This is a genomic window from Suttonella sp. (genome assembly GCF_056855035.1).
Map to the genome: position 1 here is coordinate 1 of NZ_JBXGGR010000035.1, position 12,988 is coordinate 12,988.

Consider the following 12,988-nt stretch of genomic DNA (forward strand, 5'->3'; position numbering starts at 1 on the left):
TAGCTTGTCATTGCGGCATGGGAAAGGACAATAAGGTTAAGTTTATAAAAGATTATTTTGCTTAAAAAACGCTAGATAGCACCTATTTTGTCCCTTAGGGCTAAAGAACTCGAAAACAGCACCTAAAATGTCCCTTTGCCCCGAAATTTCTATTAAGTCAAAGCGAATATTAAGATATTTTGCAGTTGCTTTAAAAAGCAACTGCAAAAAAATACATACCTCTTTTAATGTTTTATCGCAGCGCTGATTTGGCTATTCTGTGGCGTAATCAGATAATCGCAGCAGTGCATGAAGGTAAGATCGATTAAGCTGTCGCCCATGCCGATGCACAGCAAATCAGGGTTTTGCGCACGGAAGCGGCGCAGGAGTTCTTCAACGGCTTGGGATTTGTCCAGCCACGGCGGCAGTACGGCGAGATTATTGGCATTGAGGTGCAAGCGTTCTGTGGGCAGTAGTTGCCTACGCAGGCAGGCGGCGGCTTGCTCCAGATGCGCCTGATGTTGGCTGCGCGATTTTAGCAGCAGATAAAAGCTAATGCCCATGTCGCTGATGAGGCGGATATGCAGGTCTTCATAAAGGGCGGCGGGCAGTTGGCGCAGGCTGTCGGCAAGCGCCTTTAAGCGGCTGTGGCTGCCGCGGGCGGCGTCTTCGCTGCGTTGAAACCAGTCTTCATCAACGCTGCCGTCCGGTAGCAAAATGATGCCGCCGTAATTGATAACGGCATGATGTTTAAAGGCGATATTCACGCGGCGGAAGCTGTCCAGATTGCGTGCGGTAACCGGTATGAGACGGCTGTGCGTCAGCCAATGTTGCAGCCATTGCTGCTGTTTGCGGTCGGCATAGGAAATGGGGCTGCCGTCTTGCAAAAAGGCAAGGGCTTGGCTGTCGGCGGTCGGGGATTTCTTGCGGCAGCTGTTAAACAGAGTGTCGTCTAAATCGGTAAATAAAATGATGCTGCTCATAGGAATTCCGGTCGGATGAGTTGCGCGCCCAGTTCTGCGGCGCAGGCACTAAGCGCCGAATTTGCCGCATGTTCATGGCAGATATAGATGCGGTCATAGCAATCGGGGTCGGCGAGATTGTAGAGGTAATAGGGAATGCCTTCGTCATAAGGGTCGGCAAAGGCGCGTTTGTGTTGCAGGATATTCCAAACTTGCGCGGGCGAGCGGGTGCTGGATTGCAGAAAAAATCGCGCTGCGCTTTGGGCGGCAAGTCCCTGCGCAAAGAGGGCGGCAGGGTGGATGTATTCGCCCGTGCCCAGTACCAGAACGCGTTCGCCGCTGCGGTGGGCGGCGGCATAATGGGCAATTTGCTCGGGATTGATGTGCAAGGGACGATCTATGCCCGTGCGTCCGCAGCCGCTGTCGATGATTTGTGGTGCTTCCCGGCTTTGTGCCGCCGGTGCAGGTGCCGTATCGGCAATCGAGGGATGCGGCGTAAATTGCCAGTCGCCCTGCAAAAGGCTGTGGCGCTGAATGTCTGGTCTGTCTTGTCGGCAAAAATCGGTCAGACAGAGCCAATGCTGCTCGAGCGGCTGTGGCAAATGCCGCTGCAATGCCTGATGCAATTGTTGAAAAGTGCGTCCTGTGGAGAGCTCGTCATCAATTAGCACAAGGCGCTGTGTTTGTTGAAAAAGCGCTAAAAGCGGCGGCGATGTGGGTAGATGTAATAATTGACGGCTGGCGTGGCTGTGGCTTTCTTCAAATTCGCAGAGGGCATGACCTTGCGCGCGCAGGCGGCTGCTGTGCAGATATAGGGCTTGAGCCTGCGGATAGCGCTTCAGCCATGCTTCAAAGACGCCTTGGGCGAGGGCGGTGGCGGTTTCCGCCATGCCGATAAAGAGCGTGATTTTGCCTTCGGGAGCAGGGAGTTTTGCCGCAAGGGATTGATAAATATGCCCAAGCGTTTCGGTGCCGACAGGATAATGCTTGCCCAGCACTTTGCTGACGAATAAAAAAGCGCGTTTGGGATTGTCTCGCGCGCCAATGCCGAACAGCGCATCGGGCGGCAGTTCGCTATGATGAATATTGAGTTGCAGAGTGCCGGTAGGGAGATGATGGGTTTGTTGCATGGTGTTGAAAATAAATTCAATTAAATTAGGTGGATGGTGTTTCTATTAGACGTATCTCTATTTTTTATAGATGTTTGACGCTGCGCTGGGCGTTACTTTTTTTGCCTTGCCAAAAAAAGTAACCAAAAAAAGGCAACCCCGTTGCGGCGGTTTGCTTTGCAAACTACCTTCGCCAATTTGAATTTTTCGGCGCGTGCCAGACTCGCTGCGCTCAAACATGGCACGCTGATTTCCAAAAAATTCTGCATTGTCTCAGCACCGCAAAGGGGAGCTTGCTTTCTCCGTAAATGAATTTCGTACATTTATCTTAACTTTTACCGCTAAGAAATTTGGTGAATATTTTTATAGTCTCTTAATGTCAAAATGCGCATCTCTAAGTCTCATTTTGATGTGAAGAGATTATAAAAATATTCAGACAGGCGGAGCTGTCTGAATGTCGTCAAGTGGCGGATTAGAGATGCGGCAGAATGCGCGGTACGATTTTGTCCGGTGTGGCGCCTTGGCTGTTTTCGCCGATGGCGTGCATTTTCCATTCGCCGTTGTGGCGGTAGATTTTCGCCATGATTTGCGCGGTGTGGTTGCCTTGTGCGGAGAGGTTGTAGCGCGCGATTTCCTGTCCGTTTTGTCCGTTGATGAGGCGGCAATAGGCGTTTTCCACTTTGCTGAAATCTTGTCCGGTGTAGTTGCTGACGGTGAAGACCAAGGTTTTGATATGCGCGGGAATGCGTGTGAGGGCTACCGCGATTTGCTCATCGTCGCCGTCGCCTTCGCCGGTGCGGTTGTCGCCGCTGTGTTGGATAGAACCGTCTTGGCTGCGCAGTTGTCCGAAATAGACGAGATCGCGCAATTCGTTTTGCTCGTCAAATAAAAAGCAGGAGGCATCCAAATCGATTTCGCCACCGCCGCCGAAGCCTAAAAAGCCTCTTTTTTTGACCGCATCCCAACCTAAACCCATGACGACGCTGTTTAATTCGCCGCCCGCTTCTTTGGCAAGCGAGATTTTCTGCCCTTTTTCTAAATTGATACCCATCTTAACTCCTTGATTGTGAATTCATCGCGCCCAAAGGCGTGATTTTCATATTGCGCGAGCAAATAATGACTTTGCCGCTGCCGGAAAATTTCAGCACTACGCCTTCGCCGCTGGTCATGCTGTTGACGATGTTGCCCAATAGTCCGCGGCTTTGCGAGCCGGTATTGAGCGCGATTTCATAGTGCAGGCGGCTGTCCCATGCCACGACATGACCGTTGTCGATGGTTATGGGATTATCGGGGCTGACGTCAAGCGTAAATAAGGTGCCGTAGCCGCAAACGGCCAATTGTCCTTTGCCGCTGCTTTGCCCGATGAAAAAACCGCCGCTGCCGCCGAAGACGGCAGTGCCGAGGCTTTGCATTCGCGCGGTTACTGCCACGCCTTCATCGGCGGCAAGATAGGCGCCGTCGGCGATTTTATATTGCGTTTCGCCTACTTTGAGCACTTCAATCGCGCCGGGAAAATTGGGGGCGAGCAGGCAATCGCCTTTGCCGCGCACCGCTTTGATGTGCTGCTGGAAAAAGCTCTCGCCATTGACCAATTTGCGCGCCAATGCGCTTAAAATCCCGCCCTGCATACGTCCGGAAAGCTCTAAAGCGCTTTCCATCATGACCATGGCATTGCTTTCGCAGGAAATGCTTTCGCCTTGCTCGAGGCTGATATGCAGAAAGGGATCGTTTTCGCTCGTAATGCTGAAAATGCTCATAAATTAGACGTTGACGCCGTAATTTTTTGCTAAAGGCCCTAAGCCGCCTTTAAAGCCCTGTCCGATAGCTTTGAATTTCCATTCGCCGTTATGGCGGTAAATTTCGCCGAAAATCATTGCGGTTTCCACAGAAGCGTCTTCCGATAAATCGAAACGCGCGATTTCGCTATTGCCGTCGGCATTGATGCAGCGGATAAAGGCGCTGGAAACCATGCCGAAGTTTTGTCCGCGGGCTTCGGCATCGTGAATGGTAACGGAAATCGCGATTTTCTGTACGTCTGCCGGCACTTTGCCTAAATCGATGATGATTTGCTCGTCGTCGCCATCGCCTTCGCCGGTGCGGTTATCGCCGGTATGTTCGACGGAGCCGTCGGCGGATTTGTTTTGATTGTAGAAAATGAAGTCGGCGTCCGAACGCACTTTGCCGCTTTCATTGAGCAAGAAGGCGCTGCCGTCCAAGTCGAAATCGGCGCCGTCGGTGGCACGCACGTCCCAGCCTAAGCCGATAATCATTTTGCTCATGCTTGGGGCTTCTTTGCTCAAGCTGACGTTGCCGCCTTTTTGTAAACTAATTGCCATAGTGTTCTCCTGTTAGGTTGAGTAAAAAATTAACCGACATTCACGCCGTATTGCTGACACAGCGCAAGCAGACCGCCTGCATAGCCCTGCCCGATGGCGCGGAATTTCCATTCGCCATTGTGGCGGTAAACTTCGCCGAATACCATGGCGGTTTCCGTACTGTAATCTTCGGACAAATCAAAGCGCAGCGCTTCCTGTCCGTTTTCATGGTTGACCAAGCGCACAAAGGCATTGCGGACTTGTCCGAAATTCTGGCGGCGGTTTTCGGCCTCGTGGATAGTGACGGTAATCAACAGCGATTTGATGTTTGCCGGCACTTTTTCCAGCTCGACAATCAGGCTTTCGTCGTCGCCGTCGCCTTCGCCCGTGAGGTTGTCGCCGGTGTGTTTGACCGAACCGCAGGGCGATTGCAATTGATTGTAGAAAATGAAATGGCTGTCGGAGGGCACTTTGCCGTTCTCCGCCGTCATAAAGACGCTGGCGTCCAAATCGAAATCTTGTCCGTCGCTGCTACGCGCATCCCAGCCCAAGCCGATTAAAATATGCTTGAGACCGGGGTCGGTTTTGCTTAGGGATACGTTTTGACCTTTGCTGAGGCTAACTGCCATTTCCTACTCCTTAGGTATTTATTTGCCTGTGTTTAAAGCATCATCTTGAAACATTGTATCTGCCTTGGCGGATAAAAAGAAGCCGCTTGAAACAAGCGGCTTTTATTTAGCTGTTCGGGCTGTCTTCGTCTTCGTTTTTTTCAGGGAAAATAAATGAAGCGGCGACGCCGATTGCCAAGACGGTCAGAACGACTATCAGGGAAGCATTGGGCGAGATGTCCCAGCCGTGATGGAAAATGTGGTGGGTGGCGGATAAGCCGAGCTTAAAGGCGATAAAGAAGAGCAGCACAATCACTGCTTTTTCTAAATGCACCAAATAGCCTTTGAGCGCTTCCAAAACGAAATACATGGTACGCAGACCCAAAATTGCAAACATCATCGCACTATAGACAATCAGGGGATCGCGGGAAACGGCGATGACCGCCGGCACGGAGTCGAAGGCGAACATCACGTCTGATAATTCGATGACTGCCAAGCATAAAAAGAGCGGCGTGGCGACCCAAGCGCCTTTTTTCAGCGGATGCGGATGGCTGTTTTCAGGCTGTTTGAGGTCTTCGCCCGCCAGTTCCAAATGCACGTCGGGATGTTTGGCACGTGCGGCAGCGAGTTCTTCGCTGTTCATGAAGAAGTGATGTCCATGTAGGCGCGGCCAAACGGGGAAGAATTTATGCACCCAGCGATACGCCAAATGCTCGGAATAGTCTTCGTCGCCGGCGTCTTCTTCGCCGCTTTTAAGCATCATCACGGCGGTCCATGCCACGACGACGGCGAAAATCAGTTCTACATAAGGCCCTAGGGCAAATAAGCCGGCGCCGATTGCCACAAAGACCATGCGGAAGACGATGGCGCCGATAATGCCCCAATACAATACGCGGTGGCGGTAGCCGTCCGGCACTTTAAACCATGTGAAAATCGCCATCATGACGAAGAGATTATCCACCGACAGCACTTTTTCCAGCGCATAACCGGTAAAGAAGAGGCTGGCATAGGCGCTGCCGTGGTGCATCCAGAGATAGATGCCGAAGGCAATCGATACCAAAATCCAGAAAACCGACCAGATGGAGGCGCTTTTCAGGGACAGGGGTTTGTCATCGCGGTGGGCGTATAAATCCACGATGATGGCGCCGATGGAAAAAACCGCGAAGATTAAGACGGTTTCAATCGGAAAGCCGAGTGAGGGTAGAGCATTGTTGGTGCTCGCTAAAGTCTCGTTCATAAATATCCTGTAAAGAGGGCTGAAAAAGGCAGCCGCCAGAACGGCGGCTGTTGGTGCGCATTATATGCCACGCCTTGAAAAAATAACTTACCGTCCTGCCATTTGCACCATAATCAGGCGTCCGCCCTGTTCTTTCTGCAAGAGGATTTGGGCATTGTCTGTGAGTTTGACTTTATCGCCGATGGCAACCGAGCTTTTATTGCCGATGTCATAGAGTTCGGGAAGTCCTTCATTGACCAGCCACCAATCGCCCTGATGTAGCACAAAATAACCGATGCGTTTGGCGTCTTGGGCGCTGATTTTTTCATTGGGGAAGATGTTGCTGTCGGCATGCCATTTGAACAGCGATTGTCCGCTATAGACCATGATGCGGTGATTATCGGGACGATAGCTGCCGTTGGGCGCGGCGGAATAGAGGTTTAAGACCGGCAGTTTGCCCTGATGCGCGGTGCCGCAGAAGGGACAATGCGGCCTTCGGCTGTTGTCGAAGGCATACCATTTCTGTCCGCAGCGCGGATTGGCGCAGGGCTGAAGCAAATCCACGGTTTTAATCAGGGCGTTTTCCCATTCGTCGGCGGTCGGGCGCAGGGCGGGCTGATGCAGACCGTCGATAAAGGCGCGTTCGAAGAGTTTGGCGATATAGGGTCCACAGACGCTGTAGGGGATTTTGGCGGTGTCTTTCCAAGGCAGTTCGCTGGCTTTCAAGTGCTTGCTTTTGATGCGGTTGCTGCTGTCTGTGGGGTGTTCGACAAACAGGGCTTTTTCGCCCATGCTCAGTTCTTCGTCGCGCTGGCTGTCGTCGGGGTCGTGGATTTTGTCGCCGCGCAGGGGGTGGCGGTAGAGCAGGTACATGTAAATCAGCACCGCTAAAGCGTGCAAATCGGTGGTGCGGCTGGGCAGTTTGCGCATCGGATCGTCTTTGGACAAATGCGCGGTCGCCACGACTTCGGGGGCGATGAAATCCGGCGTGCCGACCACGGTGGGCGGATGTACTCCCGGCACGACCAAACCGTCGATGTCAATCAGGCAGGCTTGCCCCGTGATGGGGTCGATGAGGCAGTTTTTATAGCCCAAATCGCTGTGGCTTAAGCCCGCCATGTGCATGCGGCGTACCGCGCGCGCCAGCATGATGCAGACTTTGATGTGCCGCATCCAATCGCCCAATTCGCGTTCGTCTAAAAATTTTTGCCGATTGTTGGCGCTGGCGAACCATTTGCCGTCTTTGTCTTTGCCTTTGATGCCGAGCATGTCGTTGTTGCGGCTGCCGTGCTCAAAGAAAAAGCAGGAGCGGTAAAAAGGCGAGACCACGCCCAAGCGTCCTTCATGCTCGACCACCGCGGTCGGCCAGCAATAGAGGTTTTGCAGATAGTCGCCGCCGGCCTGATTGAAAATGCGCTCGCGATAGCGTCCTGTAATCATCTCCAGTCTTTCGCGCATCGCCGCATCGGGTTTGTCGCGGAAAAACGCCACGACATAGCTTTTGTCGGGGGCGAACATCACGTCTTTCATGCCGCCCTGTGCTCTGATTTCGTTGATAAATTGAATGGTTTCGCCGTTGCTGGCGGTCAGCGTAACGATATTGCTCATGCCGTATCTCCTGTAGCCGCGAGGTAGCGCTTGGGAACAAGCAGGGCGATGCTGCGGTCGTCATGATTGCCGGGCGACCAGAAATGCAACCATTCTTCAAGGGCGGGGGCGCGATGCTCGGCTTGCAGCGGCGTTTGCAGCTCCTGCCACAATACCTGCCAATGCTCGGCTTGGGCAAGCTGGGCTTCGGTTTCAAATTTGGGGTCGGAAACGCCGTCGGTCATGAGCAACAGCAGCGGTAATTCCTCACTGATATGGCGGCAAATGCGCTGCTGCAAGCCTGTGCCTTGCACGTATTCGGCGGCTAAAAAACGGGTTTCGCCCGAATAGGCGCCCGAATCGCTTTCGCCCATCAGGACAATTTCCTGCGTTTCGGGGCGGTAAATGCCGATGGCGCCGTCGCCGACCCAATAGCTGAGGCTTAAAAATCCGCCTTCTTGCAGCGGCAAGACCAGCGCGATTAAGAGGGTGCAGGACAGACTTTTGAGGCTGACTTCTTCGTCAAGGGCTTGATGATGCGCGGCAAGGGCTTGATAGGCGGCGACGGTAATCAGGGCTTCGGCGGTGGCTTGGCGTTGCCGATTGTCCATTTCCGCCAAGCGGTGATAATTTTGTCGGGTATCCGCCAGCAGTTTGCCGATGCTGTCTCGCACGGCATTGACCGCCAAACGCGAGCCTTCGCGCGAGAAGGCGGCGCTGCCGGCGCCGTCGGAAACCGTCAGCAGATAAATGTCTTGCGCCTCGAAATAGGCAAAGGCGATGTCGTCATCGCAGAAGCTGCCGACGTGGGCGTGCGAGCGTCCGCGTCGGCGCGCGGCAAGCAGGGCGGCAGCGGCAGTGTCGAATTCGGCATGGGCGCTGTCTGTTTTGGCGAATTTGCCCTGCGGGTCGCTGGGCAGGTCTTTCCACAGGCTTTGCGGATTGGGATTGATGTAGAGCTTTTGCTGCGCTTGGCGGCGGTCGGCGAAATAAAAATCTACCTGCACGTCGCCGCTGAGGCTGGGGATGCCGTGAATGCGGTGCTCTTTGCCGTCCCACAGCAAGCCGCAATCGGGGCGGAATTGCACGTCGATGATGTCCGCGCTCAGGTGGGTTTCATAGGCTTTGCCTTCTTGGGCATTGTGCAGCAAATTAACGCTGCGGATAGGTTGGGCGGCGGGCGGCGGAGCGGTGGCTTTGCTGGGATGAATCGGCATAGTATCGGGGCTGTGTTGGTTTTGATGGGAAGTGTTGCCGAGCATGGCTTCGGGGGCAGGGTTTGCTGCTTCGGTAATGAGCAGAGGTTCGGCGGGCGGCAGGACTGCCTTGTCGAGCGCTTCGGGTAAGTCGGCAGGGCTGTGTGCCTCTTGTTCGGATGTAAACGGCATCAGGAGCGACACATCGGCGGCAATCCTGCTTTCCTGCTTCAGTAAGTCCAAACTGCCGCTGTCGTCATCAGCCGGCGGCGCAGCAGTCTGCGCTTGCTGAAATTGCTGCCAAGCCGTCTGTACTTCGGCGAGCAATGCCGCGTGTTCGGCGGCAAAAGCGGCGAATTGTGCGGAATCGAGCAATTGATTAAGCGCGTGTTTCAGAGCTTGGGTATCCATGTTTAACCTCGCGAGCGGGCAATGTCGAAATCGCCTTCGGCACTGCCCATGTAAATGGTTTGCTGACAGCCGGGGCAGACGACTTCGCCGTCGCCCTCTACGCACAATATCTGTCCGCAGCTGCAAGTCGCCAAAGCATAAGCCGCGCCGCAATGCGGACAACCGCCGCCGCCTTCCAAATGCGAGGCAGCAATGGTGTTGGCGTTGAGGCGTGTATCCGACCACTCGGCATAATCGGCTTCCACAGGGAATACGCCGGTGTAGCGATAGACTTGCGGCGATTGGTTTTTGAAAAAGGGAATGTCGGCAATATCGGGCATGCGCTCGTATTTCATCAAATAAGGCAATTTGGATTTGCTGCATAAGCCGCTGATAATCACATAGTTCTCATCAAGCGCAGCGGCTTCTTCTAATTCTTTGACCAAAGACAGGGCAAAACTCTCGTCCTTTTTATGCAAAGACAGGGGCGCGTCTATGCCCAAGCTGCGGCTTTGGCTGGAAATGGATTGGGTAATCCAGTCGATAAAACTTTTCAGGCTTTTTTCATCGCTGTTTTCAAGGCGCAGACTGTGGCTGCTGATGCTTTGCAGGACGCTCAAATCCGCATATTGCCCGATGCCGATGCTGATTAGGGTCGCCCGCTGCTGATAATGCTGCTGCCAACGCGCAATGGCGGCGCTCGGATTGTCGGTCGCGCGTCCGTCCGACAGGAAATACACCACCGGCTTCCAATCGCCTTTCTGCTCCTTGCTGCTGCGCTGCACTTGGCGGTCAATTTCATCCATCAAATGATTGAGCGCCGCGCCGATTGAAGTGCCGGCACCAATCGGCAAACGCGGCGGATAGAAAGCGAATAATTCCACCAAGGGCGCTAAGGTTTTCGCCACTCCGGCAAAAGCAATCACGGATAGATGCACGGTTTCCAAGGCATGCGGATCTGTGCGCAATTCGCTGATTAAACGGGAAATGCCTTCCTGCATGGCGCGCAGCGGCGTGCCGATCATGCTTTCCGAGACATCGATGACTAAAAAAATAGGTAAGCGGCGCATGTCATTCCTTCTCCTGCGGCTAATCCGATAATTATTTCCTGCCCGCCTGCCAGCGGAAGCCCCAGCCGAAGGCTTGGTCGAGCTCTTTGTGTCCGCTGAAATAGCGGTTAATCCGCTCGACGTGAATTGCGCCGCCTTGATTGACCAAGCGCGCAATGCCGCACATCGGGTGGCGTGAATTGCCGTCGGTCAGGCGGGTTTCGATTTCCTGTCCTTGCACATATAAGGTTACGACGCCGTCGGTCGCGTCCCAATTCGGGATGCCTTGATAAATAAAGGCATAAATCAGCACTTCATCTATCTGCTGCCATTGTGCGCCATTGACGTCCAACCATTCGCCCTCTGCCACATCGCCCGTACGGTCATCGCCGCGCAAATGCACAAAAGGCGCTTGGCTCAAACTGCCGAAATTGCCGCCCAAAGCCTGCACGCAGTCTTGCTGTCCGTTTTTCAGCCGCACAAAAGCGCCCAAATCCAAATCAATGCCTTGACTGCCGCCTAAAAGCGATTTGAGAAAACCGCCGCTTTGCGCTTTCGCGCCGCCGCGTTGCCAATTCAGATTGATGCGGATTTGTCCGAAATCGGCTTTTTTCTCCAGCGTTAAAGAAGGTTTCGCCTTATCTAAAGTGATTTTTTGCAAATTGAGGCGCGGATTAGCCGTCGAGCTGGGGGCGGGCGGCGGATTGGGCGCAGGGGCATCATCGCTGATTTCCACGCCGAAATGTTCGGATAAGGGCTTGAGACCGCCGTTAAAGCCTTGCGCGACAAAGCGGAATTTCCATTGTCCGTTGCGGCGGTAGCATTCACCCAAAATCAGGGCTTTTTCCGTTCTGTGGCTTAATTCCACAGGGCATTGCAAAGTAGGGCTGCCGTTTTCTAATACTGTCAGCAATATGCTGCCCAGCTGCGAGACGGGCAGGTCGGCGGAAAAGGCAATGGCGATGCGCTCGATGGCGGCAGGTTGCGCGGCTAAATCGAGGCTGAATTCGCTGCGGCGTTCATTGCCCGAAAAACGGACGCCGCCGTCATCGGACTGTGTTTGTCCGTAGAAAATCATATCGCCGTCGCCGCGTACTTTTTGCGTGGCGGCAAGGCGGTAGGCGGCGACATCGATATTGGCGCCGCTGTCTATGCGGATGAGCAGAGAAGAGGCGGATAAATTGGCATTTGCGCCGGCGACTAGGGTTTGCATAGGGGATTCTCCGATAGGCGATTACAGCACGATATTGATTTCCGGCGGTGGCGGCGGCAGATTATTATCGGCATTCGGATTGCCCACGCTGACGCTGCTGCCCGAGATGGCGGCGGATACCCATTGGAAGAATTTGCCGAATGAGGCGGCATCCATGGTATCAAGGGAAACCACGGTGTCGGTCAATTGTTTCAAATAGCTGACATCGGCTTTCGGACCTGCCGCGCAGGCAACGATATTGCCGAAGCCGAGTGCTTTCAGCGGCGCAAGGGCTTCGCTATAGACCAGCAAATCCGTGGGCTTGCCGTCGGTCAGCACAATCAAGATGGGGCGCCAATCGCCTTTTTGCTCGGCGGTGCCGACAATCCGGTCGCGTTGCACGGCGGCAATGACGTGTTCAAGCACGGCGCCTAAAAAAGTCGCGCCGCTTTCGGGGCAGATGATTTCGGGCATGACGACTTGTTCCAAAGCGGTCATGGGCAGCACTTCTTTGATGTGGCTGTCGAAGGTAATCACGCTTAAATGTACGCTTTCCAGCGCGTAGGGATTTTGTCTGAGCGCCGCCATCAGCGCCGCCAAGCCGTTATTGACCGCCTCAATCGGCTCGCCGCGCATCGAGCCAGAGGTGTCGATGCAGATATAAGTAAGTAATCGTCTGGACATAGTATTTCAATTCATAAGATAAAAAGACCACCGCGACAAAGGCGGTGGCGGGAGATTATAAAACCACATTCAATTCCGGCGGCGGAGGCGGTAGTTCGTCTAGACCATTCGGCTCTTTGCCCAGCTCGATTTTTTGGCTGGAGACAGAGATTGAGGAGGAGACCCATTTGAAGAAGCTCTTGATGGAAGTGGCGTCGGCGGTGTCGAGGGATACAACGGTTTCGGTAATTTGCTTTAAGGTGTTGCTGTCTGCCGCAGAACCTGCCGCGCAGGCGACGAAAGTACCGGTTTTCACGCGTTTCAAAGCATCGATGCCGCTTTGCAAATTATCGGTCGGCGAGCCGTCCGAGAGCAGGAAGATGACGGGTTTCCAGTCGCCTTTGGTTTCGGCATTGCCTTTGACGACTTCGCGTTCGATGCAATCTGCCAACAGGCTTAATGCGCCGCCGAGCGCGGTAGTGCCGCTGGCTTGAATATCCGGCACCTGAAAGCTCATCAGTTCGGTAAGCGGCGTGAGTTGGCGTGCTTCGCTGTTAAAGGCGATGACGGATAAATAGGCGGTTTCCAGCGCATAGGGGTCTTGGCGCAGGGCGGATACCAAGACTTGCAGTCCGTTGCGCACGGCTTCAATCGCTTCGCCATGCATGGAACCTGAGGTATCGACCAATAAATAAACGGGTAAACGGCGCATGTTTTCTCCT

The 12,988-nt window shown here is 53.9% G+C and carries 14 protein-coding genes; all 14 read right to left on the reverse strand.

From position 1 onward, the window contains the following. Positions 1 to 224: 224 nt before the first annotated feature. The 14 genes from ACJHVI_RS03045 to ACJHVI_RS03110 all read right to left on the reverse strand — a co-directional run bounded on the left by ACJHVI_RS03045 (position 225) and on the right by ACJHVI_RS03110 (position 12,978). On the reverse strand, positions 225 to 962 hold the full coding sequence (locus ACJHVI_RS03045) for an HAD family hydrolase (RefSeq protein WP_483183153.1): 738 nt from the start codon (positions 960 to 962) through the stop codon (positions 225 to 227). Further along, positions 959 to 2,071 (reverse strand): phosphoribosyltransferase domain-containing protein, encoded by a 1,113-nt coding sequence (locus tag ACJHVI_RS03050; protein ID WP_483183154.1) that lies wholly within the window; start codon positions 2,069 to 2,071, stop codon positions 959 to 961. Before ACJHVI_RS03050 ends, ACJHVI_RS03045 begins: the two co-directional genes overlap by 4 nt. Positions 2,072 to 2,128: 57 nt before the next feature. Further along, positions 2,129 to 2,290, reverse strand: a complete 162-nt coding sequence (locus ACJHVI_RS03055; protein WP_483183155.1) for a hypothetical protein — start codon at positions 2,288 to 2,290, stop codon at positions 2,129 to 2,131. Positions 2,291 to 2,522: 232 nt separating this feature from the next. Beyond that, positions 2,523 to 3,101 carry a TerD family protein gene (locus ACJHVI_RS03060; protein ID WP_483183156.1) on the reverse strand — a complete coding sequence of 193 codons (579 nt, stop codon included), beginning with the start codon at positions 3,099 to 3,101 and terminating at the stop codon, positions 2,523 to 2,525. Position 3,102: 1 nt separating this feature from the next. Next, a complete protein-coding gene (locus ACJHVI_RS03065; RefSeq protein ID WP_483183157.1) occupies positions 3,103 to 3,807 on the reverse strand; it encodes a TIGR00266 family protein in 705 nt (234 codons plus the stop codon). A gap of 3 nt (positions 3,808 to 3,810) precedes the next feature. Further along, positions 3,811 to 4,386 (reverse strand): TerD family protein, encoded by a 576-nt coding sequence (locus ACJHVI_RS03070; RefSeq protein ID WP_483183158.1) that lies wholly within the window; start codon positions 4,384 to 4,386, stop codon positions 3,811 to 3,813. A gap of 29 nt (positions 4,387 to 4,415) precedes the next feature. Next, positions 4,416 to 4,994 carry a TerD family protein gene (locus tag ACJHVI_RS03075; RefSeq protein ID WP_483183159.1) on the reverse strand — a complete coding sequence of 193 codons (579 nt, stop codon included), beginning with the start codon at positions 4,992 to 4,994 and terminating at the stop codon, positions 4,416 to 4,418. 106 nt (positions 4,995 to 5,100) lie between these two features. Further along, positions 5,101 to 6,210 (reverse strand): TerC/Alx family metal homeostasis membrane protein, encoded by a 1,110-nt coding sequence (locus ACJHVI_RS03080; protein ID WP_483183160.1) that lies wholly within the window; start codon positions 6,208 to 6,210, stop codon positions 5,101 to 5,103. Between the two features lie 87 nt (positions 6,211 to 6,297). Further along, a complete protein-coding gene (locus ACJHVI_RS03085) occupies positions 6,298 to 7,797 on the reverse strand; it encodes a protein kinase domain-containing protein (RefSeq protein ID WP_483183161.1) in 1,500 nt (499 codons plus the stop codon). Beyond that, positions 7,794 to 9,383 carry a PP2C family serine/threonine-protein phosphatase gene (locus ACJHVI_RS03090; protein WP_483183163.1) on the reverse strand — a complete coding sequence of 530 codons (1,590 nt, stop codon included), beginning with the start codon at positions 9,381 to 9,383 and terminating at the stop codon, positions 7,794 to 7,796. The genes ACJHVI_RS03085 and ACJHVI_RS03090 overlap by 4 nt, the downstream gene beginning before the upstream one ends. Before the next feature lie 2 nt (positions 9,384 to 9,385). Next, positions 9,386 to 10,432: a TerY-C metal binding domain-containing protein gene (locus tag ACJHVI_RS03095; RefSeq protein ID WP_115217562.1), complete on the reverse strand. Its 1,047-nt coding sequence runs from the start codon at positions 10,430 to 10,432 to the stop codon at positions 9,386 to 9,388. Between the two features lie 31 nt (positions 10,433 to 10,463). Further along, complete coding sequence (locus tag ACJHVI_RS03100) at positions 10,464 to 11,624, reverse strand: TerD family protein (RefSeq protein WP_483183164.1); 1,161 nt, start codon at positions 11,622 to 11,624, stop codon at positions 10,464 to 10,466. A gap of 21 nt (positions 11,625 to 11,645) precedes the next feature. Then, positions 11,646 to 12,287, reverse strand: a complete 642-nt coding sequence (locus tag ACJHVI_RS03105; protein WP_483183165.1) for a vWA domain-containing protein — start codon at positions 12,285 to 12,287, stop codon at positions 11,646 to 11,648. A 55-nt stretch (positions 12,288 to 12,342) separates the two neighbouring features. Further along, a complete protein-coding gene (locus ACJHVI_RS03110) occupies positions 12,343 to 12,978 on the reverse strand; it encodes a vWA domain-containing protein (RefSeq protein WP_483183166.1) in 636 nt (211 codons plus the stop codon). Positions 12,979 to 12,988 lie beyond the last annotated feature (10 nt).

What these genes read in the sequence shown, in the direction of transcription:
- ACJHVI_RS03110 (WP_483183166.1), bottom strand. Translation starts at nt 12,978, where the DNA reads ATGCGCCGTTTACCCGTTTATTTATTGGTCGATACCTCAGGTTCCATG.
- ACJHVI_RS03070 (WP_483183158.1), bottom strand. Translation starts at nt 4,386, where the DNA reads ATGGCAATTAGTTTACAAAAAGGCGGCAACGTCAGCTTGAGCAAAGAA.
- ACJHVI_RS03060 (WP_483183156.1), bottom strand. Translation starts at nt 3,101, where the DNA reads ATGGGTATCAATTTAGAAAAAGGGCAGAAAATCTCGCTTGCCAAAGAA.
- ACJHVI_RS03055 (WP_483183155.1), bottom strand. Translation starts at nt 2,290, where the DNA reads ATGTTTGAGCGCAGCGAGTCTGGCACGCGCCGAAAAATTCAAATTGGC.
- ACJHVI_RS03075 (WP_483183159.1), bottom strand. Translation starts at nt 4,994, where the DNA reads ATGGCAGTTAGCCTCAGCAAAGGTCAAAACGTATCCCTAAGCAAAACC.
- ACJHVI_RS03050 (WP_483183154.1), bottom strand. Translation starts at nt 2,071, where the DNA reads ATGCAACAAACCCATCATCTCCCTACCGGCACTCTGCAACTCAATATT.
- ACJHVI_RS03105 (WP_483183165.1), bottom strand. Translation starts at nt 12,287, where the DNA reads ATGTCCAGACGATTACTTACTTATATCTGCATCGACACCTCTGGCTCG.
- ACJHVI_RS03080 (WP_483183160.1), bottom strand. Translation starts at nt 6,210, where the DNA reads ATGAACGAGACTTTAGCGAGCACCAACAATGCTCTACCCTCACTCGGC.
- ACJHVI_RS03045 (WP_483183153.1), bottom strand. Translation starts at nt 962, where the DNA reads ATGAGCAGCATCATTTTATTTACCGATTTAGACGACACTCTGTTTAAC.
- ACJHVI_RS03095 (WP_115217562.1), bottom strand. Translation starts at nt 10,432, where the DNA reads ATGCGCCGCTTACCTATTTTTTTAGTCATCGATGTCTCGGAAAGCATG.
- ACJHVI_RS03065 (WP_483183157.1), bottom strand. Translation starts at nt 3,807, where the DNA reads ATGAGCATTTTCAGCATTACGAGCGAAAACGATCCCTTTCTGCATATC.
- ACJHVI_RS03085 (WP_483183161.1), bottom strand. Translation starts at nt 7,797, where the DNA reads ATGAGCAATATCGTTACGCTGACCGCCAGCAACGGCGAAACCATTCAA.
- ACJHVI_RS03090 (WP_483183163.1), bottom strand. Translation starts at nt 9,383, where the DNA reads ATGGATACCCAAGCTCTGAAACACGCGCTTAATCAATTGCTCGATTCC.
- ACJHVI_RS03100 (WP_483183164.1), bottom strand. Translation starts at nt 11,624, where the DNA reads ATGCAAACCCTAGTCGCCGGCGCAAATGCCAATTTATCCGCCTCTTCT.